Raw genomic sequence first — 20,931 nt, forward strand, 5'->3', positions numbered from 1 at the left:
GCCGGGCGGGCGCTCGTCTTCCACGGCCTCGGCCCGAGCCCCGCAGACGCTTGTCCTCGCGTGCCCCCCGTTCCCCCTCCCCAAGGCTTCGCCCTGGGGGACACCCAGCGGGACGAACGCCCGCACGGGGCGGACGGAGCGGCACCGCCGTCCCCGGCCGGACCCCGGAGGCCGTCACCTAGAATTCGTCCCCTGATGACTGCCACCCTCGTCGCCAAGAACCTCGCCGCCGGCCACGGCGAGCGCTCCCTCTTCTCCGGGCTCGACCTCGTCGTCGCCCCCGGGGACGTCATCGGCCTCGTCGGCGTCAACGGAGCCGGCAAGTCCACGCTCCTGCGCCTGCTCGCCGGCCTCGACACCCCCGAGGACGGCGAACTGCGCCTGTCCCCGCCCACCGCCACCGTCGGCCACCTCCCGCAGGAGCCCGAGCGGCGCGAGGGCGAGACCGTGCGACAGTTCCTGGCCCGCCGCACCGGCGTCGCCGCCGCCCAGGCCGCCATGGACGAGGCCACCCAGGGCCTCGTCGACGGCACGCCCGGCGCCGACGACGCCTATGCCGTCAGTCTGGAGCGCTGGCTCGACCTCGGCGGCGCGGACCTCGACGAGCGCGCCGAGGAGACCGCCGGCACGCTCGGCCTCACCGTCGGCCTCGACCAGCCGATGACCTCGCTCTCCGGCGGCCAGGCCGCCCGCGCCGGCCTCGCCTCCCTCCTCCTCTCCCGCTACGACGTCTTCCTCCTCGACGAGCCCACCAACGACCTCGACCTCGACGGACTCGAACGACTCGAAGCCTTCGTCGCCGGCCTGCGCGCCGGCACCGTCGTCATCAGCCACGACCGCGAGTTCCTCACCCGGACCGTCACCAAGGTCCTCGAACTCGACCTCGCCCAGCAGCAGATCACGCTCTACGGCGGCGGCTACGAGGCGTACCTGGAGGAGCGGGACACCGCCCGCAGGCACGCCCGCGAGGAGTACGAGGAGTACGCCGACAAGAAGGCGTCCCTCGAATCGCGCGCCCTCATGCAGCGCAACTGGATGGACAAGGGCGTCCGCAACGCGCGCCGCAAGGCCACCGACAACGACAAGATCGGGCGCAAGCTGCGCGGCGAGGCCAGCGAGAAGCAGGCCGCCAAGGCCCGCCAGACCCAGCGCATGATCGAACGCCTCGACGTCGTCGACGAGCCCCGCAAGGAGTGGGAGCTGCGCATGGAGATCGCCGCCGCGCCCCGCTCCGGCGCCGTCGTCGCCACCCTGCGCGAGGCCGAGGTCCGCCGCGGCGACTTCTCCTTCGGGCCCGTCACCCTCCAGGTCGACTGGGCCGACCGGGTCGCGATCACCGGCGCCAACGGAGCCGGCAAGTCCACCCTCCTCGCCGCCCTCCTCGGCCGCCTCGCACTGGACGCGGGCGACGCCGCGCTCGGCCCCGGCGTCGTCGTCGGCGAGGTCGACCAGGCCCGCAAGCTCTTCCACGGCACCGAGACGCTCCTCGACGCCTTCTGCGCCGCCGTGCCCGACACCGAGCCCGCGGACGTCCGCACCCTGCTCGCCAAGTTCGGCCTCAAGGCCGCCCACGTGCTGCGCCCCGCCACCACCCTCTCGCCCGGCGAACGCACCCGCGCCGCGCTCGCCCTGCTCCAGGGCCGGGGAGTGAACCTGCTCGTCCTCGACGAGCCCACCAACCACCTCGACCTGCCCGCCATCGAACAGCTGGAGTCGGCGCTCGAGTCGTACACCGGCACGCTGCTCCTGGTCACCCACGACCGGCGGATGCTCGACGCCGTCCGCGTCACCCGGCGGATCGAGGTCGCCGACGGCAAGGTGACCGAGCTCTGATGACCGCCGCACCCGCCGAGGTGACCGTGGGCCCGGTCGCCGCCTTGCAGGGCTGCGATCCGGGCCGTGAACTGTACGAGTACGGCTGTCCGCAGGACGTGGAGGTGGCCGCCGGGACCGACTCGTCCGCCACCGCCCCCGTCCTCGCGGGCGGCGCATCCCAGGAGGCACCATGACCGACGACGCCCGCGTGACCCGGCTGATCGCGATGCTCGACGACCTCGACGCAGACCTCGACGAGACCATCGACCTCGCCGACGAGATCGCGGCGACGGGAGACCGGAGCCTCCTCCCGCGTCTCACCGCCGAGCTCGACCGCGCGGTCGGCGACCGCAACTCCTACGCCCGCGAACTCCTCGGCGGCCTCATCGCCGCCCTCGGCGGTACGGAGCAGCTGCCGGTCCTCGTCCGCGCCTCCGCCGCCGACCTCGGCGACGACCAGGACGGCCTCGCCACGGAGATCGTCGACCTGGTCCAGGCCGACCCGAAGACGGCGCAGCGGCTGCTCCAGCCGCTGACGGAGGACGACGACCTGTCGGTGGCGAACCGTGCGGACTGGGCGCTGCGCTTCGTGCCGTAGCGGTCGGATGGTGGTTCTTCGAGGCCCGCTGCCCCTACAGGGGCGGCGGGCCTCGGCGCGCAGTACGGGCCCGCTCCTACGATGGATGAGGTGGGGGTCGAACGCTCCGACGCTCCGACGGGACGAGTCATGGACCGCGACGCGATGATCCGGCTGTTCGAGATCCACCGGGCCGCCGAGGCCGCCCGGGACTACGACGCCATCCTCGCCACCTTCGTGGCGGACTGCTACCTCGAAACCGTGCCGCTCGGCCTGCGCAGCGAGGGCCGTGCGGCCGCCAGGGCCGCCTACCAGGGCTTCTTCACGGCGTTCCCCGACCTGGTCCCCGACGACGCAGGGCGCGTCGTCGGCGACGACACGATCGTCGTCTGGGGCACCCTGCGCGGCACGAGCGGCGGCGACTGGCTCGGCGTCCCGCCGACCGGTCGGCCCTTCGTCGTGCCCTTCGCGAACCTCGTTCCCTTCCGCGACGGCCTGATGGCCGGCGAGTCGATCTACTTCGACCTGGCCACGCTCTGCGAACAGGCCGGACTCGACCTCGCCGCCGTGCGGAGCGCGGCGAAGGAGAGGGCGGCGGCGCTCGCGGGGTCGTCGGGCACGTAGCGCCGTCGGGCAGGTAGCGCCCCCCCGGGCTGCTGCCTCGTGTCCCCGCACGGGCGGGCGTGGCGCCAGGGGCGCGGGCCCTGAGCCCGTACCCCTGGCGCGGCCGACGCGGCCGGTGCGGCCGCTCGCCGGCAGCGCGCGGGGGCTGCGGGCGCGGTGATGCCGGCCCCTGGGACTGCGGGCCGGCCGGGGCCCCGGGCCCTGGGACCCCGGCGGCGGGGGCGGCCGGAGTGCGGCTCACCGCGCTTCGCGCGAGTTCCGCCGCTTCACCTCCGGGCCACCCTGCCCCCGCTCCGCCCCCGAACCCCTCCCGCCGTCGCCCGGCGCGTCAGCGCCTGCCGCGGCGGCTCTGGTCGCGGGAGCCGCCCTCGTTCAGCAGGCCCGCCTTGCGCAGGGCGTCGGCCATCGCGCTGTTGGCCGGGGCCGGGGCCTGGGCCCGGTCGCGGTTGCCGCCACCGCTACCGCCACCGTCACCGCCCCGGCCGCCGCCACCGCCGCCGCCGCGCCGCTGCTGCGGCGGGCGGCCACCGCGGCCACCGCGTTCGCCCCGTTCGCCACGGTCGCCGCGCTCGCGCTTCGGCGCGCCGGATTCCGTGGCGGTGGCCTCGTCGTCGAGGCGCAGCGTGAGGGAGATGCGCTTGCGCGGGATGTCGACGTCCAGGACCTTCACCTTGACGACGTCGCCCGGCTTGACCACGTCGCGCGGGTCCTTGACGAAGTTCTTGGACATTGCGGAGACGTGCACCAGGCCGTCCTGGTGGACGCCGATGTCGACGAAGGCGCCGAACGCGGCGACGTTGGTGACGACGCCCTCCAGGACCATGCCCGCCACCAGGTCGCCGATCTTCTCGACGCCCTCCAGGAAGGTGGCGGTCTTGAAGGCGGGGCGCGGGTCGCGGCCCGGCTTCTCCAGTTCCCTGAGGATGTCGCCGACGGTCGGCAGGCCGAACTTGTCGTCGACGTAGTCGTCCGGGCGCAGCGAGCGCAGCACGGCCGTGTTGCCGATGAGCGCGCCGACCTCGCCGCCCGCCGTCTTCACCATGCGGCGCACGACCGGGTACGCCTCCGGGTGCACGGCCGACGCGTCCAGCGGGTCGTCGCCGCCGCGGATGCGGAGGAAGCCGGCGCACTGCTCGTACGCCTTCGGGCCGAGCCGCGGCACGTCCTTCAGCGCGCGCCGGGACCGGAAGGGGCCGTTGGCGTCGCGGTGGGCCACGATGTTCTCGGCGAGGCCGGCGCCGATGCCGGAGACGCGCGAAAGGAGCGGCGCGGAGGCGGTGTTGACGTCGACGCCGACGCCGTTCACGCAGTCCTCGACGACCGCGTCGAGGGAGCGGGAGAGCTTCACCTCGGACAGGTCGTGCTGGTACTGACCCACGCCGATCGACTTCGGGTCGATCTTCACCAGCTCGGCCAGCGGGTCCTGGAGGCGCCGGGCGATGGACACGGCGCCGCGCAACGAGACGTCCAGGCCGGGGAGTTCCTGCGAGGCGAAGGCGGAGGCCGAGTAGACGGAGGCGCCGGCCTCCGAGACCATCACCTTGGTCAGCTTCAACTCGGGGTGCTTCGCGATGAGTTCACCGGCGAGCTTGTCGGTCTCGCGGGACGCCGTGCCGTTGCCGATGGCGACCAGCTCGACCGCGTGCTCCTTGGCGAGCCGGGCCAGCTTGGCGAGCGACTCGTCCCACTTGTTGGCGGGGACGTGCGGGTAGATCGTGTCGGTGGCGACGACCTTGCCGGTCGCGTCGACGACGGCCACCTTCACGCCCGTACGGAAACCGGGGTCGAGCCCGAGCGTGGCGCGTGTGCCGGCGGGCGCCGCGAGCAGCAGGTCGCGCAGGTTCGCCGCGAAGACCCGTACCGCCTCGTCCTCGGCCGCCGTGCGCAGCCGCAGCCGCAGGTCGATCCCGAGGTGGACGAGGATCCGGGTGCGCCAGGCCCAGCGGACGGTGTCCAGGAGCCACTTGTCGCCGGGGCGGCCGCGGTCGGCCACGCCGAAGCGGGCGGCGACGATCGGCTCGTACGAGGAGACGGGGGAGTCCGTCGGCTCCTCGGGCTCCAGGTCCAGGGTGAGGACGTCCTCCTTCTCGCCGCGCAGCATCGCGAGGATGCGGTGCGAGGGCAGCGCCGTGAACGGCTCGGTGAAGTCGAAGTAGTCGGCGAACTTCGCGCCCGCCTCCTCCTTGCCCTCCCGCACCTTCGCGGCCAGCCGGCCCCGGGCCCACATCCGCTCGCGCAGCTCGCCGATCAGGTCGGCGTCCTCCGAGAACTTCTCGGTGAGGATGGCCCGCGCGCCCTCAAGGGCAGCGGCCACGTCCGCGACGCCCTTGTCGGCGTCCACGAACGCGGCCGCGGCGGCCTGCGGCTCCACCGACGGGTCGGCGAGCAGCCCCTCGGCCAGCGGCTCCAGACCGGCCTCGCGGGCGATCTGCGCCTTCGTCCGCCGCTTCGGCTTGAACGGCAGGTAGATGTCCTCAAGGCGCGCCTTGGTGTCGGCGGCCAGGATCTGCGCCTCCAACTCGGGCGTCAGCTTGCCCTGTTCCCGTACGGAGTCGAGGACGGCGGTCCGCCGGTCCTCCAGCTCGCGCAGATACCGCAGCCGCTCCTCCAGGGTGCGCAGCTGCGCGTCGTCGAGCATCTCGGTCGCTTCCTTGCGGTAGCGCGCGATGAACGGCACGGTCGAACCGCCGTCGAGCAGTTCGACGGCCGCCTTCACCTGTCGCTCGCGTACGCCGAGCTCCTCGGCGATCCTTGCCTCGATGGACGTCGTCACGATGTCCCGACCCGCCTTCTCGTGCCTCAAGCTTGCGGATGCATTCTGCCGGGTCGGTCACCCGTACGCGGCAACCGACCCGCCCTGCCTCCCGGCTACGCCTTGCCGCTGAGGTCGGCCGGGAACGCGCCCGCGCCGACCGCCGCCGTCAGGAAGCCCTTGGCGAGCTCGGTGAGCCGGGCGACGCCGTCCGCTCCCAGGTGCTCGTACGGGGCGGAGTCCAGGCGGTCCGTCTCGTCCTCCAGGTGTTCGCGCAGCGCCGCGCCCGCCTCGGTGAGCTCGCCCTCGGCGTCGAGCAGCCCGCGCCCGCGCAGCCGCTCCATGGCCGCGTCCCAGTCGGCGCGCCCCCAGCCGCGGGTGCCGAGCACCCAGCGCGGGTTCATGCCCTTGCCGGTGGCGGTGTGGCTCACCAGGGCGTCCACCGGGCCGAGCCCGGCGCCGAGCAGGGCCACCAGGTGGCCGTCGCCGCGGTGCTCGCGCAGCAGGGTGGTGGCGTGCCACAGGCGCAGGTGCGGGGCGTCCTCGTCCGGCACCGGCAGGTCGGCGTTGCCGGAGTACAGCGGGCGGGCGTGCCGGGTGCACGCCTCGGCCGCGCGCAGGGCGAGCGTGGCGGCCTCCGCCATCTCGGGCGAGGCGACCGCCTCGGCGCCGAGCAGCCGGCGGAGGGTGGCGTCGACGGCCCGCAGCCGGGCGTCGAGCACGGCGGCGGGGGAGGCCGTCTCCCAGACGGCGGGCAGGTGCCGGGCGAGCAGCTCGTGGTTGTAGTTGTAGAAGGTCGCCGCCACCGTCCCGGCACCGACCGCGCCGAGCGGCGCGCTGCGCGCGGCGAGGCGCATGGCGCTCCGGTCCTCGATGCCGAGCTTCTCGAACTCGCTGTCCAGGTCGGGCGAGAAGAACAGGGTCGCGTGCAGCAGGTTGACCGGGTGGGCGCAGCGGCGGACGGCGTGCGGCGGCAGATTCGTCATGGTGCCGCACCTTACCTACCGGTCGGTACGTCGGGAACGGCCGGGGCGGCCGTCCCGGGGAACGGAGGCGGAGAACCCGGGCGGGGACATGGCAGAAAAGGTGGGGTCTTCGTCATTGCGGACATCGCGGGCCCCCGCGAAGGATGGAACCATGACGCAGCGACCCGTCCGGTCCGTCCTCGTCGTCCTCTTCGAGGGCGTGCAGAGCCTCGACGTCACCGGTCCCGTGGAGGTCTTCGCCGGCGGCGCCCGCGCCGTCGGCCGGCCCGACGCGTACGAGATCCGCACGGCCTCCCTCGACGGCGGCCCCGTCCGCGCCTCCAGCGGCCTGCGGATCCTGCCGGACACCTCGCTCGCCGACGCCGTCGCCGACGGAGCGCCGCACACCCTGCTCGTACCCGGCGGCGAGGGCACCCGGACGCCCGAGCCGGCGCTCGTCGCCTGGCTGCGGGCGCACGCGCCGGCCGCGGAGCGGCTCGTCTCGGTCTGCACGGGCGCGCTGCTGCTCGCCGAGACCGGGCTGCTCGACGGACACCGGGTCACCACGCACTGGGTCGCCTGCGAGCAGCTGGCCCGCCGCCACCCTGCGGTCACCGTCGATCCGGAACCCATCTTCGTCCGCGACGGCCGGCTCGCCACCTCCGCCGGGGTCACCGCCGGCATCGACCTCGCGCTCGCCCTCGTCGAGGAGGACCTGGGCCGCGACGTCGCCCTCACCGTCGCCCGGCACCTGGTCGTCTTCCTGCGCCGCCCCGGCAACCAGGCCCAGTTCAGCACCCAGCTGGCCGCCCAGACCGCCCGCCGCGAGCCGCTCCGGGACGTCCAGCACTGGATCGCCGAGCACCCCGAGGACGACCTGTCCGTACCCGCCCTCGCCGCCCGCGCCCGGCTCTCCCCGCGCCACTTCGCCCGCGCCTTCCAGGCGGAGACCGGCACGACGCCGGGCCGCTACGTCGACCGCGTCCGCCTGGAACACGCCCGGCGGCTCCTGGAGGAGTCCCCGCAGGGCGTCCAGGAGGTCGCCCGCGCCGCCGGATACGGCACGGCGGAGGCGATGCGCCGCGCCTTCGTGAAGGCGCTGGGCACCGCACCGGCGGACTACCGCCGCCGCTTCCACACGCCCTGAGCCGATGAACCGACGTCCCACGACGAAAGGACCGGCATGCAGATCGCCGTTCTCCTCTACGACGGCTTCACCACCCTCGACGCCGTCGGCCCCTACGAGCTCCTCGCCCGTCTCCCCGGCGCCGAGACCGTCTTCGTCGCCAAGGAGGCCCGCCCCGTCCGGGGCGACCAGGGCAGCCTGGCCCTTCTCGCCGACAAGGCCCTCAAGGACGTGCCGCGCCCCGACATCGTGCTGGTGCCGGGCGGTCCCGACGCCCGGACGGCCAAGGACGACCCGGAGATCCGGGACTGGCTCCGCGCCGCCGACGCGACCAGCACCTGGACCACGTCCGTGTGCACCGGTTCGCTGCTGCTCGGCGCCGCCGGCCTGCTCGCCGGCCGGCGGGCCACCACCCACTGGCTCGCCTACGAGGAGCTGCGGGCGCTGGGCGCCGAACCCACCGGCGAGCGGGTCGTGTTCGACGGCAAGTACGTGACCGCCGCCGGGGTGTCCTCCGGCATCGACATGGCGCTGCACCTGCTGGGCCGGATCGCGGGTGACGCGACCGCGCAGACCATCCAGCTGCTCACCGAGTACGACCCGCAGCCCCCGTACGACGCGGGCTCGCCGGAGAAGGCCCCGGCCGAGATCGTCGCCCAGTGGCGCGGCGTGAACACCGCGCAGCTCCCCCAGAGGTCGTAGCTCAGCGCCCGTACGTGAAGCGGGGCGGGCGCCGTTCCAGGAAGGCCGCGACGCCCTCGGCGGTGTCGCCGCTGCCGTGGGCCTGCTGCGTCCAGTGGGCGTCCCGGTCGGTGCGCCCGTTCGCGAACTCCTTCGCGGCGGCCTGGGTGAGCAGCGAGCGGGAGACGAGGACGCGGGTGAACTCGGCGACGCGCTTGTCGAGTTCGCCCGCCGGGAGCACCTCGTCGACGAGGCCGGTGCGCAGCGCCCGTTCGGCGTCGATCAACTCGCCGCTGAACAGCAGGTACTTGGCGGCCGAGGGGCCGACCAGGGCGGCGAGCCGCCGGGTGGAGGAGGACGCGTAGACGATGCCGAGCTTCGCCGGGGTCACCCCGAAGCGGGCGCCTTCCTCGGCGAAGCGCAGGTCGCACGCGGCGGCGAGCTGGCTGCCGCCGCCGACGCAGTAGCCGCGGACGGCCGCGAGGGTCGGCTTCGGGAAGGCGGCGAGGGCCTCCTCGGCCCGTACCGCGAGCGACTGCTGCTCGTCGCCCGGCTCGCGCAGGGTGGAGATGTCGGCCCCCGCGCAGAAGGTCCCGCCCGCGCCGGTCAGCACCAGCGCCCGCACCGCCGGGTCGGCGGCGAGCGGGGCGAGCAGCTCGGGCAGGGACCGCCACATGCCGGCGGTCATGGCGTTGCGCTTGGCGGGGTTGGCGATGACGACGGTGGCGACCTCGTCGACGACGCTGACGGTCAGCTGCGGCTCCATGCGCCGGATGCTATCCGGGCACCCGGACCGCACGATCAAGAAGGGGGACGTCGGGGCCGTCGTACCGTCAGTATGGTCACACCGACGCCACACCCTCCGAAATCGTCAGCGGGGGATCAGGAACAGTCGAACATCTGACGTTGGCATACTCACCCGATCAGAAGTCGGTCGATACGTGTCGACTTCTGGTCAGTAGCCGGAGGGGGCCCGGCGGATTCCCAAGACTCGACCCGTGGCGACAATCGAGCACGAGGGTGGGAGCCGGATGATGGGAAGCCGTGGGAGCGTCCCCGCCCGGCCACCGTCCTACGAAGGGGTCTGGCGCTTCACCGCTCCCGCGGTCGACGTGTCCGTGCCGCAGGCCCGGCACGCCGTGCGCGACCTTCTCATCAGGCAGGCCGTCCCCGTCCACGACGACACCGTGCAGGGACTGCTTCTCATCGTCTCCGAACTGGTCACCAACGCGGTGAAGCACGCGGCGCTGCTCTCCCCGGAGATAGCGGTCGAGGTGGCCATCGGGGCGGAGTGGATCCGGGTGTCCGTCGAGGACAACCACCCCTACCGCCCCAAGGCCCTGGAGGCCGACTGGGGTCAGACCGGGGGCCGGGGGCTGCTCCTGGTGCGCGAGATCGCCCGGGAGTCCGGCGGTGCCTGCGACGTCGAGCACACCGCGAGCGGCGGAAAGATCATCTGGGCGGCGCTGCCCCTGAACCCGTTCGTTCCGGGGCAGCCGCCGACCGGACCGGTGACCCCGGCCGTCGGGGTCACCGAGGTCACCGAGGTCACCAGCCCCCGGACTGGCCCGTCAGTTCCTTGATCGCCGGGCGCGCCGCGTCGAGCACCGTCATGAACCAGGCGGAGAACGGCGCGGCGGCGTGGCGCTCGGCGAGCTCGGCCGCGGTCACGAAGGCGGTCTCCTCGACCTCCTCCGGGTCCGGGCGCGGGGCGCCCTGCACCACACCGACGAAGAGGTGGTTGAACTCCTGCTCCACCAGGCCCGAGGCCGGGTCCGGGTGGTTGTAGCGGACCGTGCCGGCCTCCGCGAGCAACGACGGCGAGACGCCCAGCTCCTCGAAGGTGCGCCGGGCCGCCGCCGCGAACGGCGCCTCGCCCGGGTAGGGATGGCCGCAGCAGGTGTTGGACCAGACGCCGGGGGAGTGGTACTTGCCGAGCGCCCGGCGCTGCAGCAGCAGCCGGCCGGCCTCGTCGAAGAGGAAGACCGAGAAGGCCCGGTGCAGCTGCCCCGGCGCCTGGTGCGCGGCGAGCTTCTCCGCCGTGCCGATCGTGACGCCGTCCTCGTCGACCAGTTCGAGCATGATCGGCGCCTCGGCCGGCTCCGGCCGAACGCCGTTCGACGAGGTGTGAGCCACGGTGGCTGGTGTGGTCGGCATACCCATCCTTCGCTTCGGTCCTCTCCCTCTCGGGCAACCTCAGTCTGCCGTACAAAACCGGCTTGTCCGTACTTCGACGGCCGGACATGGCCGGTCCCACCGCACGGAGTACACCCCGGCGCGCCGGGACCGGCCGGCAGATCAGACCCCGATCAGACCCCGAAAGCCGCCGGATACGAGATCGTGCCCCCGCCGACGGCGCCGGAACCGCCCAGGTCGAGCGCCATCATCGCTTCGTCCGGAACGGCGAAGGCTGGCTTGATCCCGTACGCGGACGCCCGTACGAATCCGAACCGCGGGTAGTACTCCGGATGGCCGAGCACCAGGACGAGCCGCTCCCCGCGCAGCCGCGCCGCGTCGAGCACCGCCCGTACGACGGCCTGCCCGGCGCCCGAACGCTGGTGCGCCGGAGCCACCGCGACCGGCCCCAGCGCCGCCGCCGGGACCCCGCCGACCCGGCACCGGGTGATCAGGGCGTACGCGGCGACCGTGCCGTCCGGTGCCTCCGCCACGTACGACAGACCCGGCAGCCAGGCGTCCCCGTCGGCGCGCAGGGCGTCGACGAGACCCGCCTCCTGCGGTGTCGCGAAGGCGGCCGCGTTGATCTCCCGTACGGCGGGGACGTCGGCGGCCGTCTCCTCACGGGTGCGCCAGCGCGGGTCGGCCGGCCGCAGGACGAAGCCGGCGTAGCCGTAATCGGCGCCGTGCGCCCGGCGCAGCGCGATCTCGGCGCGCGCCCCGGCCACCGCCTCGGTCATGCCGGGGACGCCGGTGTCCGCCGCCTCGGCGTGCTCGGCCAGGGGCCCGTAGTACTCGTCCCAGTCGCTCTCCGGCTGAGCGACCGTGCCGAGCACGTGATAGCCGGCCGCGACGGCCGCCGCCGCGTTCCCGGTGACCGTACGGAGCGGGTAGTGCTCCTCCCAGAACGCGCGGGCCTCGGGGCCGGGCGCGTCGGTGGTCCACACGCACTCGGTGAGCACGAGCGTGCCTCCCGGCGCGATGAGCCGGCGCCACTCGGCCAGCGCCCGGTCGAAGCCGAGGACGAAGACCGAGCTCTCGGCCCAGACGAGGTCGAAGGAGCCGTCGGCCAGAGCGTCGAGCGCGCCCATGTCGGCGCGGAGGGTACGGACCCGGCCGGCGAGCCCGCGGTCGGCGGCGGCCGCCCGCAGCTCGGCCAGGAACGGCTCGTGCGTGTCGACCGCCGTCACCTCGGCGCCCGCCTCGGCAGCCAGCAGCAGCGCGGAGCGGCCGGGGCCGCAGCCGAGGTCGAGCACCCGCGGCCGTGCCGGCAGGGGCCCGCAGAGGGAGAGCAGCCGGCGGGTCGTGGTGTCGGAGCCGGGGCCCTGCCGCGGCAGACCGTGGTGCAGGGCGAAGAAGGCGTCGTGGAGCGCCTGGGCGTGAGTGTCAGGGGTGGTGCGGGTGTTGTCGGACAACGTGGAAACCCTTGTGTGAGGGGTCCCGGCCGACGTCGTGACGTACCGGTGAGAACCGGGATCAGGTCAGCCGGAGACCCGGAAGCTGAGGGACGACCGGGCGCCGCCGCTGCGGGCGGCCTTCGTCGCGACGGTCATCAACCTCAGCTCCTCTCCACGCTCACGTCTGTCCCGACGAGGCTAGCAGCCGGTCGTCGCTCACAGGCAGAGTTTCGCCTCGTGCTCGGCGTGCCCCGCCGGCTCCAGCTGGAAGGTGCAGTGCTCCACGTCGAAGTGCGAGCCCAGGCAGCCCTGGAGGTCGTGCAGCATCTTCTCGTGGCCCACCGAGTCCAGCGCGTCCTGCGTCACGACCACGTGCGCGGAGAGCACCGGCATGCCCGAGGTGATCGTCCAGGCGTGCAGGTCGTGCACGTCCTCGACGCCCGGCAGGGCCAGGATGTGCGCCCGGACCTCGGTCATGTCCACGCCCTTGGGGGCGGCCTCCAGGAGCACGTCGAGGGTCTCCCGCAGCAGCCTGATCGTGCGCGGCACGATCATCAGGCCGATCAGGATCGAGGCGATCGGGTCCGCGTACTGCCAGCCGGTGAGCAGGATGATGCCGGCGGCGACGATCACCGTCACCGAGCCCAGCGCGTCGGCGAGCACCTCCAGATAGGCGCCGCGCACGTTCAGGCTCTCCTTCTGGCCGCGCATCAGCAGCGACAGGGAGATGATGTTGGCGACCAGGCCGATCACGGCGAAGGCGATGGTCAGGCCGCCGCGGGTGTCGGCCGGTTCGAGGAAGCGCTGGACCGCCTCGTAGAGGACGTAGCCGCCGACGCCGAGCAGCAGCAGACAGTTGGCGAGCGCGGCCAGGATCTCGGCCCGGGCGTAGCCGAAGGTACGGTTGCCGGCGGGCGGCCGGTTGGCGAAGTGGATGGCGAGCAGCGCCATCGCCAGTCCGACGGCGTCGGTCGCCATGTGGGCCGCGTCCGCGATGAGGGCGAGCGAGTCGGCGACGAGGCCGCCGACGATCTCCACCACCATCACGGAGAGCGTGATGCCGAGTGCGATCCGCAGTCGGTTCCTGTGCGCCAGGGCCGCGGTGCCGGTCGGCGGCGGCCCGCCGTGACTGTGCCCGTGGTCGTGTCCAGCCCCCATGACAAGGCCTCCCGGTCGTGTCGTCTCCAGTGCTGCATCTGTGCCCCGAGTCGCCAGTGAACTACGGGTGGGGGGTATGTGCAACACGGTACTGAACACCGTTGTCATATGCTCTGACCTGCGGCTTTGCCGACCGGGGCGAGGGGTGGCCGAAGAGCGTTTGTCGCCCGGGCGGCCGATCGCCCATGATGATCTCCGCGGGGCCGGACTCACCCGGACGGACGCGGGGCGACCGCGGGGGGTCGGCACCGCGAAACCTCGGTGAACTCGCGCTTCCGGCATCCGATAGCCTCAGCCGACGTGCCGTCGCCCGGTGCCGGGCCGCATCAAAGCGCCCGGGGCCGTGCCGCGGGTTCCCGCCGGCCCGTCCGCCAGCTCCAAGGAGTGAGTTCGTCCTGTCGACCGCCATCCTCACCGGTCCGCCGGTACCCGGATCGTCGCTCGACGCCGATCTGCGGTCCCTCGGCTTCCACGTCGAGGCAGCTTCGGGCCCCCACGAGGCCGGGGCGCTGCTCGCCCGCGTACCCGCCGGACAGCGGGTCGCGCTGGTGGACCCGCGCTTCGTCGGCCACCCGCACGCGCTGCGGCTCGCGCTGACCGACCCGCGCTTCCCCGCTGCCGCCGCCCCCGGCGCGCTCACCGCGCAGCCGGAGGCCCGCCCGGCCCTCGCCCGCGCACTGGCCGCCGCCGGCCAGCCGGCGCCGTACGGAACCGGCCACCCGGCCCCGTACGGGACCGGCCAGCCCGCCCCGTACGAGACGGGCCACGGCACCTCGTACGAGACCGGCCGCGGCGCCCCGGCCGCCCCGTACGAGACCGGCCACGGCACCTCGTACGACCTCGTCGGCAGCCTCCCCGACGCCGTCGCCGACGCGCTCGACGCCGACGGCGTCGCCGTGCACCGGCCGCAGCTCGGCACGCTCGTCGCCGCCGTGCCCACCGACCCGGAGGCCCGTCACCAGGCCCGGGCCGCCGTCGAGGCCGTCGACGACGAGGCCGTGCGACTGCGGTCCGCCGTGAAGGCGCACGACGGCTTCTTCACGACCTTCTTCATCAGCCCGTACTCGCGCTACATCGCCCGCTGGTGCGCGCGCCGCGGCCTGACCCCCAACCAGGTCACCACCGCCTCGCTGCTCACCGCGCTGATCGCGGCCGGCTGCGCCGCCACCGGCGAGCGCGGCGGCTTCATCGCCGCCGGCGTGCTGCTGCTCGTCTCCTTCGTGCTCGACTGCACCGACGGACAGCTCGCCCGCTACTCGCTCCAGTACTCGACGATGGGCGCCTGGCTCGACGCCACCTTCGACCGCGCCAAGGAGTACTCCTTCTACGCCGGTCTCGCCCTCGGCGCCGCCCGCAACGGTGACGACGTGTGGGCACTGGCGCTCGGCGCCATGGTCCTGATGACCTGCCGGCACGTGGTGGACTTCGCCTTCAACGAGTCGAACGCCACCGACGACACCGCCGGCCCCGCGAGCCCCGCGGCCACCGCCAAGACCGGCCTGGCCCTCTCCAGCCGGCTCGACAGCGTCGGCTGGACGGTCTGGGCCCGCCGCATGATCATCCTGCCGATCGGCGAGCGCTGGGCGATGATCGCCGTCCTCACCGCCGCCACCAGCCCCCGGATCGTCTTCTGGGCGCTGATTGCCGGCTGCGCCTTCGGCGCCTGCTACACCACCGCCGGCCGTGTGCTGCGCTCGGTCACCCGCAAGACCCCGCGCAGTGACCGCGCCGCCCAGGCCCTCGCCGACCTCACCGACTCCGGCCCGCTCGCCGAGCTCCAGGCCCGCCTGCTGCGCGGCCGGGCCGGCGTCGTCAGCCCGGTCTTCGTCGCCGCGCTCGGTGCGGCCGTGATGGCGGCCGGCGCGCTGTACCTGCCGTTCGGCGACGCCCGCCTGACCGCCGTCGCGGTGATCTACGTCATGGCCGCCGGCCTGGCCGCCGCCCGCCCCCTCAAGGGCGCCCTCGACTGGCTGGTCCCGCCCCTCTTCCGCGCCGCCGAGTACGGCACGGTCCTCGCGCTCGCCGCCAAGGCCGGCGCCGCGCACGCGCTCCCGGCCGCATTCGGGCTGGTCGCGGCGGTCGCCTACCATCACTACGACACGGTGTACCGCATCCGCGGCAACGCCGGCGCGCCGCCCGCCTGGCTGGTGCGCACCATCGGCGGTCACGAGGGACGCACCCTCCTGGTGGCCGTCCTCGCCGCCCTCCTCGCGAACCGCGGCGACGACTTCACCCTGGCACTCACCGTGCTCGCGGCCGCCGTGGGCCTCGTGGTGCTCGTGGAGTCCATCCGCTTCTGGGTCTCCTCCGGAGCACCCGCCGTACATGACGAAGGAGAGACAGCATGATTGGCCTCGTACTGGCAGCCGGTGCCGGACGGCGTCTGCGCCCCTACACCGACACCCTTCCGAAGGCCCTCGTGCCCGTGGACCGCGAGGGCGACGGCTCGCTGACCGTCCTCGACCTCACGCTGAAGAACTTCGCCGAGGTCGGCCTCACCGAGGTCGCGATCGTCGTCGGCTACCGCAAGGAGGCCGTGTACGCGCGCAAGGAGGCCCTGGAGGCGAAGTACGGCCTGACGCTGACCCTCATCGACAACGACAAGGCCGAGGAGTGGAACAACGCCTACTCCCTGTGGTGCGCGCGTGAGGTTCTCAAGCGCGGTGTGATCCTCGCCAACGGCGACACGGTCCACCCGGTCTCCGTCGAGAAGACCCTGCTCGCCGCCCGCGGCAAGGGCCAGAAGATCATCCTCGCCCTCGACACGGTGAAGAAGCTCGCCGACGAGGAGATGAAGGTCGTCGTCGACGCCGAGAAGGGCGTCCAGAAGATCACCAAGCTGATGGACCCGGCCGCGGCGACCGGTGAGTACATCGGCGTCACGCTCATCGAGGCCGAGGCCGCCGAGGAGCTCGCCGACGCCCTCAAGACCACCTTCGAGCGCGACCCCGACCTCTACTACGAGGACGGCTACCAGGAGCTCGTCAACCGCGGCTTCACCGTCGACGTGACGCCCATCGGCGAGGTGAAGTGGGTCGAGATCGACAACCACGACGACCTGGCGAAGGGCCGTGAGATCGCGTGCCAGTACTGACCCGGCTGATCCCCTCGCCGGTCGTCGTCGACATCCGCGGAGGAGCGCTGGACGACCTGTCCGCGCTCCTCGCGGACCAGCGGATCTCCAGCAACGGCCGGATCGCCGTCGCCATCAGCGGCGGCTCCGGCCTGAAGCTGCGTGACCGCTTCGCCCCCGAGCTGCCGGACGCCGACTGGTACCCGGTCGCCGGCGGCACCATCGACGAGGCCGTGAAGCTCGCCGACGCCATGCGCGGCAAGCGGTACGACGCGGTCGTGGCGCTCGGCGGCGGCAAGATCATCGACGTGACCAAGTACGCGGCGGCCCGCGTCGGCCTGCCGCTGGTGGCCATCGCCACCAACCTGTCGCACGACGGGATCTGCTCGCCGATCTCCACCCTGGACAACGACAACGGACGCGGCTCCTACGGCGTGCCGACCCCGATCGCGCTGGTCATCGACCTCGACGTGATCCGGGACGCGCCGATCCGCTACATCCGCTCGGGCATCGGCGACGCCATCTCCAACCTCTCCGCCATCGCCGACTGGGAGCTGTCCCACCGCGAGACCGGCGAGAAGGTCGACGGTCTGGCCGCCGCCATGGCCCGCAGCGCCGGCGAGGCGGTGCTCCGCCACCCCGGCGGCGTCGGCGAGGACGACTTCCTGGTCACCCTCTCCGAGGGCCTGGTGATGTCCGGCATCGCCATGTCGATCAGCGGCGACAGCCGCCCCTCCTCGGGCGCCTGCCACGAGATCAGCCACGCCTTCGACCTGCTCTTCCCGACCCGCGCCGCCAGCCACGGCGAGCAGTGCGGCCTCGGCGCCGCCTTCGCCATGCACCTGCGCGGCGCCCGCGAGGAGTCCGCGCAGATCGTCGCCACGCTGCGCCGGCACGGGCTGCCCGTGCTCCCGGAGGAGATGGGCTTCACCGTGGCCGAGTTCGTCCAGGCCGTGGAGTTCGCCCCGCAGACCCGGCCCGGCCGCTACACCATCCTCGAGCACCTCGACCTGTCCACCGACGAGATCAGGGACGCATACGCCGACTATGCAAAAGCCATCGGTAGCTGAACTCCGCCCGGTCGTGCACCCCCCGGGTGTCAAGGACCGGCGGAGCGGCGAACACTGGGGCGGCCGCCTCTACATGCGGGAGATCTCGCTGCGGATCACCCGCCAGCTGGCGAACACCCGCGTCACGCCGAACCAGCTCACGTACCTGATGACCCTGGCCGGCGTGCTCGCCGCGCCCGCCCTGCTCGTCCCGGGCATCCCCGGGGCGGTGCTCGGCGTACTCGCGGTCCAGATGTACCTGCTGCTCGACTGCGTCGACGGCGAGCTGGCGCGCTGGAAGAAGCAGTACTCGCTGGCCGGCGTCTACCTGGACCGGGTCGGCGCCTACCTGTGCGACGCGGCCGTCCTCGTCGGCCTCGGCCTGCGCGCCGCCGACCTGTGGGGCGGCGGCCGGATCGACTGGCTGTGGGCCTTCCTCGGCACCCTCGCCGCGCTCGGCGCCATCCTGATCAAGGCCGAGACCGACCTCGTCGGCGTCGCCCGCCACCAGGCCGGGCTGGAGCCGGTGAAGGAGTCGGCCGCCGAGCCGCGCTCCTCCGGCGTGGCGCTCGCCCGCCGGGCCGCCGCCGCGCTCAAGTTCCACCGGCTCATCCTGGGGATCGAGGCGTCGCTGCTGATCCTGGTCCTCGCGATCGCCGACCGGATCCACGGCGACCTGTTCTTCACCCGCCTCGGCGTCGCCGTACTCGCCGGCATCGCGCTGCTGCAGACCCTGCTGCACCTGGTGTCCGTCCTCGCCTCCAGCAGGCTCAAGTGAGGCCCGCCACCATGACCGGAACGCTGAAGCTCGGCGCGGTCGTCATCACCATGGGCAACCGGCCCGAGGACCTGCGGGCGCTGCTCGACTCGGTCGCCCGCCAGGACGGCGACCCGATCGAGGTCGTCGTCGTCGGCCAGGGCGTCGATATCCCGGACCTGCCCGCGGGCGTCCGCTCGGTGACCCTGCCGGAGAACCTCGGCATCCCCGGCGGCCGCAACGTCGGCATCGAGGCCTTCGGCCCCGGCGGCACCGACGTCGACGTGCTGCTCTTCCTGGACGACGACGGACTGCTCGCCAACACCGACACCGGCGAGCTGATCCGCCAGGCGTTCACCGCCGACCCGAAGCTCGGCATCATCAGCTTCCGGATCGCCGACCCGGAGACCGGTCTCACCCAGCGCCGGCACGTGCCCCGGCTGCGTGCCTCCGACCCGATGCGCTCCTCGCGCGTGACCACCTTCCTCGGCGGCGCCAACGCCGTGCGCACCAAGGTGTTCGCGGAAGTCGGCGGTCTCCCGGACGAGTTCTTCTACGCGCACGAGGAGACCGATCTCGCCTGGCGGGCGCTCGACGCCGACTGGATGATCGACTACCGTTCCGACATGGTGCTGCTGCACCCCACCACTCCACCGTCCCGGCACGCGACGTACCACTTCAACGTGGCCCGCAACCGCGTGTGGCTGGCGCGCCGCAATCTTCCCGCACCCCTGGTGCCGGTCTATCTCGGCGTGTGGCTGCTGCTCACGCTGGCCCGGCGGCCCTCGGTCCCCGCGCTCAGGGCGTGGTTCGGCGGTTTCCGGGAAGGGTGGAAGGTGCCGTGCGGGCCTCGGCGCCCCATGAGGTGGCGTACGGTATGGCGGCTGACCCGGCTGGGACGCCCGCCGGTCGTCTGACATCGTGGTACCCGACTTGCCGCGCATCTTGAACACGAAAGTTTCGACTTGTGAGTGACACAACGCAGGACGGTGGGCTCATGACCAGTGCCCGGCCGTCCGCCGAGGACGGCCTGAGTCCGGCCGAACTGGCCGCGAAGCACGGTCTCGCGGTCAGCGGTGCCCGGCCGGGGCTCGGTGAGTACATCCGCCAGCTGTGGGGCCGCCGGCACTTCATCCTGGCGTTCTCCCAGGCGAAGCTGACCGCTCAGTACAGCCAGGCGAAACTCGGCCAGCTCTGGCAGGTTGTGACCCCCCTGTTGAACGCCCTGGTCTACTACCTGATCTTCGGCGTGATCATGGGGGCGGCCCGCGGCATGCCGCACAAGGTGTACATCCCGTTCCTCGTGACAGGTGTGTTCGTGTTCACCTTCACGCAGAGCTCGGTGATGGCCGGCGTCCGCGCGATCTCCGGCAACCTCGGCCTGGTCCGGGCGCTGCACTTCCCGCGCGCCTCGCTGCCGATCTCCTTCGCGCTCCAGCAGCTCCAGCAGCTGCTGTTCTCGATGGTCGTGCTCGCCGGCGTCGCCTGCGCCTTCGGCAGCTACCCGTCGCTCAGCTGGCTCCTCGTCGTCCCGGCGCTGCTGCTCCAGTTCGTGTTCAACGCGGGCCTCGCCATGATCTTCGCCCGCATGGGCGCCAAGACGCCGGACCTCGCGCAGCTGATGCCGTTCATCATGCGCACCTGGATGTACGCGTCCGGCGTGATGTTCTCCATCCCGCTGGTGCTCGCGGACAAGCCGGCCTGGATCGCCGACGTGCTCCAGTACAACCCGGCCGCCATCCACATGGACCTCATCCGGTTCGCCATGATCGACGGCTACAGCGCCTCGAACCTCCCGCCGCACGTCTGGCTCGTCGCCGTCGCCTGGTCCCTGGTGATCGGCGCGGGCGGCTTCGTCTACTTCTGGAAGGCCGAGGAGAGGTACGGCCGTGGCTGATCACTCCCAGGGCCGCGTGCCCACCGTCATCGCGGACAACGTCCACATCGTCTACCGGGTCAACGGCGCTGGCGGCGGCAAGGGCAGCGCCACCGCCGCCCTGAGCCGGATCATCCGCCGCCGCAAGGGCGACACCGACCGCGGCGTGCGCAAGGTGCACGCCGTGCGCGGAGTCTCCTTCACCGCGTACCGCGGCGAGGCCATCGGCCTGATCGGCACCAACGGCTCCGGCAAGTCGACCCTGCTGCGCGCCATCGCCGGCCTGCTGCCGACCGAGAGCGGCAAGGTCTACACCGACGGCCAGCCCTCGCTGCTCGGCGTCAACGCGGCTCTGTTGAGCGACCTGACCGGCGAGCGCAACGTGATCCTCGGCGGCCTCGCCATGGGCATGAGCCGCGAGGAGATCAAGAGCCGATATCAGGACATCGTCGACTTCTCCGGAATCAACGAGAAGGGCGACTTCATCTCGCTGCCGATGCGGACGTACTCGTCCGGCATGGGCGCCCGGCTCCGCTTCGCCATCGCCGCCGCCAAGCAGCACGACGTCCTCATGATCGACGAGGCGCTGGCCACCGGTGACCGCAAGTTCCAGATCCGCTCCGAGGAGCGCATCCGCGAGCTGCGCAAGGAGGCCGGCACGGTCTTCCTGGTCAGTCACAGCAACAAGTCGATCCGGGACACCTGCGACCGGGTGCTCTGGCTGGAGAAGGGCGAGCTGCTCATGGACGGCCCGACCGACGAGGTCATCGCCGCCTACGAGCGCGAGACCGGCAAGTAGTCTCCCGAGCGCCCCGAGCGCCCCGAGCGCCCCGAGCGCCCCGAGCGCCCCGAGCGCCCCGAGCGCCCCGAGCGCCCCGAGCGCCCCGAGCGCCCCGAGCGCCCCGA

19 protein-coding genes and 1 pseudogene are annotated in these 20,931 nt (G+C 73.0%); 14 read left to right on the plus strand and 6 right to left on the minus strand.

Translation table 11 applies throughout. The features are described from left to right. Positions 1 to 195: 195 nt before the first annotated feature. From ACWEJX_RS33510 to ACWEJX_RS33525, 4 genes are all read left to right on the plus strand, one after another. The gene (locus ACWEJX_RS33510; RefSeq protein ID WP_451611186.1) at positions 196 to 1,833 is read left to right on the plus strand and encodes an ABC-F family ATP-binding cassette domain-containing protein; all 1,638 of its coding nucleotides are present in this window, start codon (positions 196 to 198) and stop codon (positions 1,831 to 1,833) included. Then, complete coding sequence (locus ACWEJX_RS33515) at positions 1,833 to 2,009, plus strand: hypothetical protein (protein ID WP_451611187.1); 177 nt, start codon at positions 1,833 to 1,835, stop codon at positions 2,007 to 2,009. Before ACWEJX_RS33510 ends, ACWEJX_RS33515 begins: the two co-directional genes overlap by 1 nt. Continuing rightward, positions 2,006 to 2,413 carry a hypothetical protein gene (locus ACWEJX_RS33520; protein WP_451611188.1) on the plus strand — a complete coding sequence of 136 codons (408 nt, stop codon included), beginning with the start codon at positions 2,006 to 2,008 and terminating at the stop codon, positions 2,411 to 2,413. The genes ACWEJX_RS33515 and ACWEJX_RS33520 overlap by 4 nt, the downstream gene beginning before the upstream one ends. Before the next feature lie 90 nt (positions 2,414 to 2,503). Further along, the gene (locus ACWEJX_RS33525) at positions 2,504 to 3,016 is read left to right on the plus strand and encodes an ester cyclase (RefSeq protein ID WP_451611189.1); all 513 of its coding nucleotides are present in this window, start codon (positions 2,504 to 2,506) and stop codon (positions 3,014 to 3,016) included. Between the two features lie 328 nt (positions 3,017 to 3,344). On the opposite strand, the gene ACWEJX_RS33530 is transcribed toward ACWEJX_RS33525, so the two are convergent. Both ACWEJX_RS33530 and ACWEJX_RS33535 read right to left on the minus strand, forming a co-directional pair. Beyond that, a complete protein-coding gene (locus ACWEJX_RS33530; protein ID WP_451611190.1) occupies positions 3,345 to 5,789 on the minus strand; it encodes a Tex family protein in 2,445 nt (814 codons plus the stop codon). Positions 5,790 to 5,884: 95 nt separating this feature from the next. Next, positions 5,885 to 6,754 (minus strand): SCO6745 family protein, encoded by an 870-nt coding sequence (locus tag ACWEJX_RS33535; protein ID WP_451611191.1) that lies wholly within the window; start codon positions 6,752 to 6,754, stop codon positions 5,885 to 5,887. Between the two features lie 151 nt (positions 6,755 to 6,905). Between ACWEJX_RS33535 and ACWEJX_RS33540 the strand changes: the two genes are divergently transcribed. After that, positions 6,906 to 7,880, plus strand: coding sequence for a GlxA family transcriptional regulator (locus ACWEJX_RS33540; protein ID WP_451611192.1), 975 nt, complete (start codon positions 6,906 to 6,908; stop codon positions 7,878 to 7,880). Positions 7,881 to 7,916: 36 nt separating this feature from the next. Beyond that, positions 7,917 to 8,561: a DJ-1/PfpI family protein gene (locus ACWEJX_RS33545; protein WP_451611193.1), complete on the plus strand. Its 645-nt coding sequence runs from the start codon at positions 7,917 to 7,919 to the stop codon at positions 8,559 to 8,561. A 1-nt stretch (position 8,562) separates the two neighbouring features. Here ACWEJX_RS33545 and ACWEJX_RS33550 read toward each other — a convergent pair whose 3' ends face one another. Beyond that, positions 8,563 to 9,306, minus strand: a complete 744-nt coding sequence (locus ACWEJX_RS33550) for an enoyl-CoA hydratase/isomerase family protein (protein ID WP_451611194.1) — start codon at positions 9,304 to 9,306, stop codon at positions 8,563 to 8,565. A gap of 268 nt (positions 9,307 to 9,574) precedes the next feature. Between ACWEJX_RS33550 and ACWEJX_RS33555 the strand changes: the two are divergent. After that, positions 9,575 to 10,021: pseudogene (locus ACWEJX_RS33555) on the plus strand (ATP-binding protein); the annotation flags it as partial. A gap of 67 nt (positions 10,022 to 10,088) precedes the next feature. Here ACWEJX_RS33555 and idi read toward each other — a convergent pair. The 3 genes from idi to ACWEJX_RS33570 all read right to left on the minus strand — a co-directional run bounded on the left by idi (position 10,089) and on the right by ACWEJX_RS33570 (position 13,270). Continuing rightward, the gene (gene idi, locus ACWEJX_RS33560) at positions 10,089 to 10,697 is read right to left on the minus strand and encodes an isopentenyl-diphosphate Delta-isomerase (protein ID WP_451611195.1); all 609 of its coding nucleotides are present in this window, start codon (positions 10,695 to 10,697) and stop codon (positions 10,089 to 10,091) included. A gap of 152 nt (positions 10,698 to 10,849) precedes the next feature. Further along, positions 10,850 to 12,130 (minus strand): GNAT family N-acetyltransferase, encoded by a 1,281-nt coding sequence (locus ACWEJX_RS33565; RefSeq protein WP_451611196.1) that lies wholly within the window; start codon positions 12,128 to 12,130, stop codon positions 10,850 to 10,852. Positions 12,131 to 12,328: 198 nt separating this feature from the next. Continuing rightward, positions 12,329 to 13,270: a cation diffusion facilitator family transporter gene (locus ACWEJX_RS33570; protein ID WP_451611197.1), complete on the minus strand. Its 942-nt coding sequence runs from the start codon at positions 13,268 to 13,270 to the stop codon at positions 12,329 to 12,331. A gap of 395 nt (positions 13,271 to 13,665) precedes the next feature. Between ACWEJX_RS33570 and ACWEJX_RS33575 the strand changes: the two genes are divergently transcribed. The 7 genes from ACWEJX_RS33575 to ACWEJX_RS33605 are packed head-to-tail and all read left to right on the plus strand — an operon-like array spanning position 13,666 to position 20,824. Further along, the gene (locus tag ACWEJX_RS33575) at positions 13,666 to 15,618 is read left to right on the plus strand and encodes a DUF5941 domain-containing protein (RefSeq protein WP_451611204.1); all 1,953 of its coding nucleotides are present in this window, start codon (positions 13,666 to 13,668) and stop codon (positions 15,616 to 15,618) included. Further along, positions 15,615 to 16,364, plus strand: coding sequence for a phosphocholine cytidylyltransferase family protein (locus tag ACWEJX_RS33580; RefSeq protein WP_451611198.1), 750 nt, complete (start codon positions 15,615 to 15,617; stop codon positions 16,362 to 16,364). The genes ACWEJX_RS33575 and ACWEJX_RS33580 overlap by 4 nt, the downstream gene beginning before the upstream one ends. Next, the gene (locus ACWEJX_RS33585) at positions 16,352 to 17,413 is read left to right on the plus strand and encodes an iron-containing alcohol dehydrogenase family protein (protein WP_451611199.1); all 1,062 of its coding nucleotides are present in this window, start codon (positions 16,352 to 16,354) and stop codon (positions 17,411 to 17,413) included. The genes ACWEJX_RS33580 and ACWEJX_RS33585 overlap by 13 nt, the downstream gene beginning before the upstream one ends. Beyond that, a complete protein-coding gene (locus ACWEJX_RS33590; RefSeq protein WP_451611200.1) occupies positions 17,391 to 18,170 on the plus strand; it encodes a CDP-alcohol phosphatidyltransferase family protein in 780 nt (259 codons plus the stop codon). The genes ACWEJX_RS33585 and ACWEJX_RS33590 overlap by 23 nt, the downstream gene beginning before the upstream one ends. An 11-nt stretch (positions 18,171 to 18,181) precedes the next feature. Then, positions 18,182 to 19,066 carry a glycosyltransferase family 2 protein gene (locus tag ACWEJX_RS33595; protein ID WP_451611201.1) on the plus strand — a complete coding sequence of 295 codons (885 nt, stop codon included), beginning with the start codon at positions 18,182 to 18,184 and terminating at the stop codon, positions 19,064 to 19,066. Positions 19,067 to 19,116: 50 nt separating this feature from the next. After that, positions 19,117 to 20,046: an ABC transporter permease gene (locus ACWEJX_RS33600; RefSeq protein WP_451611202.1), complete on the plus strand. Its 930-nt coding sequence runs from the start codon at positions 19,117 to 19,119 to the stop codon at positions 20,044 to 20,046. Further along, entirely contained in the window at positions 20,039 to 20,824 is a 786-nt protein-coding gene (locus ACWEJX_RS33605; RefSeq protein WP_451611203.1) for an ABC transporter ATP-binding protein, read from the plus strand. Before ACWEJX_RS33600 ends, ACWEJX_RS33605 begins: the two co-directional genes overlap by 8 nt. Positions 20,825 to 20,931: the final 107 nt, after the last annotated feature.

The organism is Streptomyces sp. NPDC004788, assembly GCF_053601115.1.

Coding starts and splice junctions, on each gene's coding strand:
- idi (WP_451611195.1), bottom strand. CDS start 10,697: ATGCCGACCACACCAGCCACCGTGGCTCACACCTCGTCGAACGGCGTT.
- ACWEJX_RS33550 (WP_451611194.1), bottom strand. CDS start 9,306: ATGGAGCCGCAGCTGACCGTCAGCGTCGTCGACGAGGTCGCCACCGTC.
- ACWEJX_RS33570 (WP_451611197.1), bottom strand. CDS start 13,270: ATGGGGGCTGGACACGACCACGGGCACAGTCACGGCGGGCCGCCGCCG.
- ACWEJX_RS33545 (WP_451611193.1), top strand. CDS start 7,917: ATGCAGATCGCCGTTCTCCTCTACGACGGCTTCACCACCCTCGACGCC.
- ACWEJX_RS33520 (WP_451611188.1), top strand. CDS start 2,006: ATGACCGACGACGCCCGCGTGACCCGGCTGATCGCGATGCTCGACGAC.
- ACWEJX_RS33540 (WP_451611192.1), top strand. CDS start 6,906: ATGACGCAGCGACCCGTCCGGTCCGTCCTCGTCGTCCTCTTCGAGGGC.
- ACWEJX_RS33595 (WP_451611201.1), top strand. CDS start 18,182: ATGACCGGAACGCTGAAGCTCGGCGCGGTCGTCATCACCATGGGCAAC.
- ACWEJX_RS33580 (WP_451611198.1), top strand. CDS start 15,615: ATGATTGGCCTCGTACTGGCAGCCGGTGCCGGACGGCGTCTGCGCCCC.
- ACWEJX_RS33535 (WP_451611191.1), bottom strand. CDS start 6,754: ATGACGAATCTGCCGCCGCACGCCGTCCGCCGCTGCGCCCACCCGGTC.
- ACWEJX_RS33590 (WP_451611200.1), top strand. CDS start 17,391: ATGCAAAAGCCATCGGTAGCTGAACTCCGCCCGGTCGTGCACCCCCCG.
- ACWEJX_RS33515 (WP_451611187.1), top strand. CDS start 1,833: ATGACCGCCGCACCCGCCGAGGTGACCGTGGGCCCGGTCGCCGCCTTG.
- ACWEJX_RS33510 (WP_451611186.1), top strand. CDS start 196: ATGACTGCCACCCTCGTCGCCAAGAACCTCGCCGCCGGCCACGGCGAG.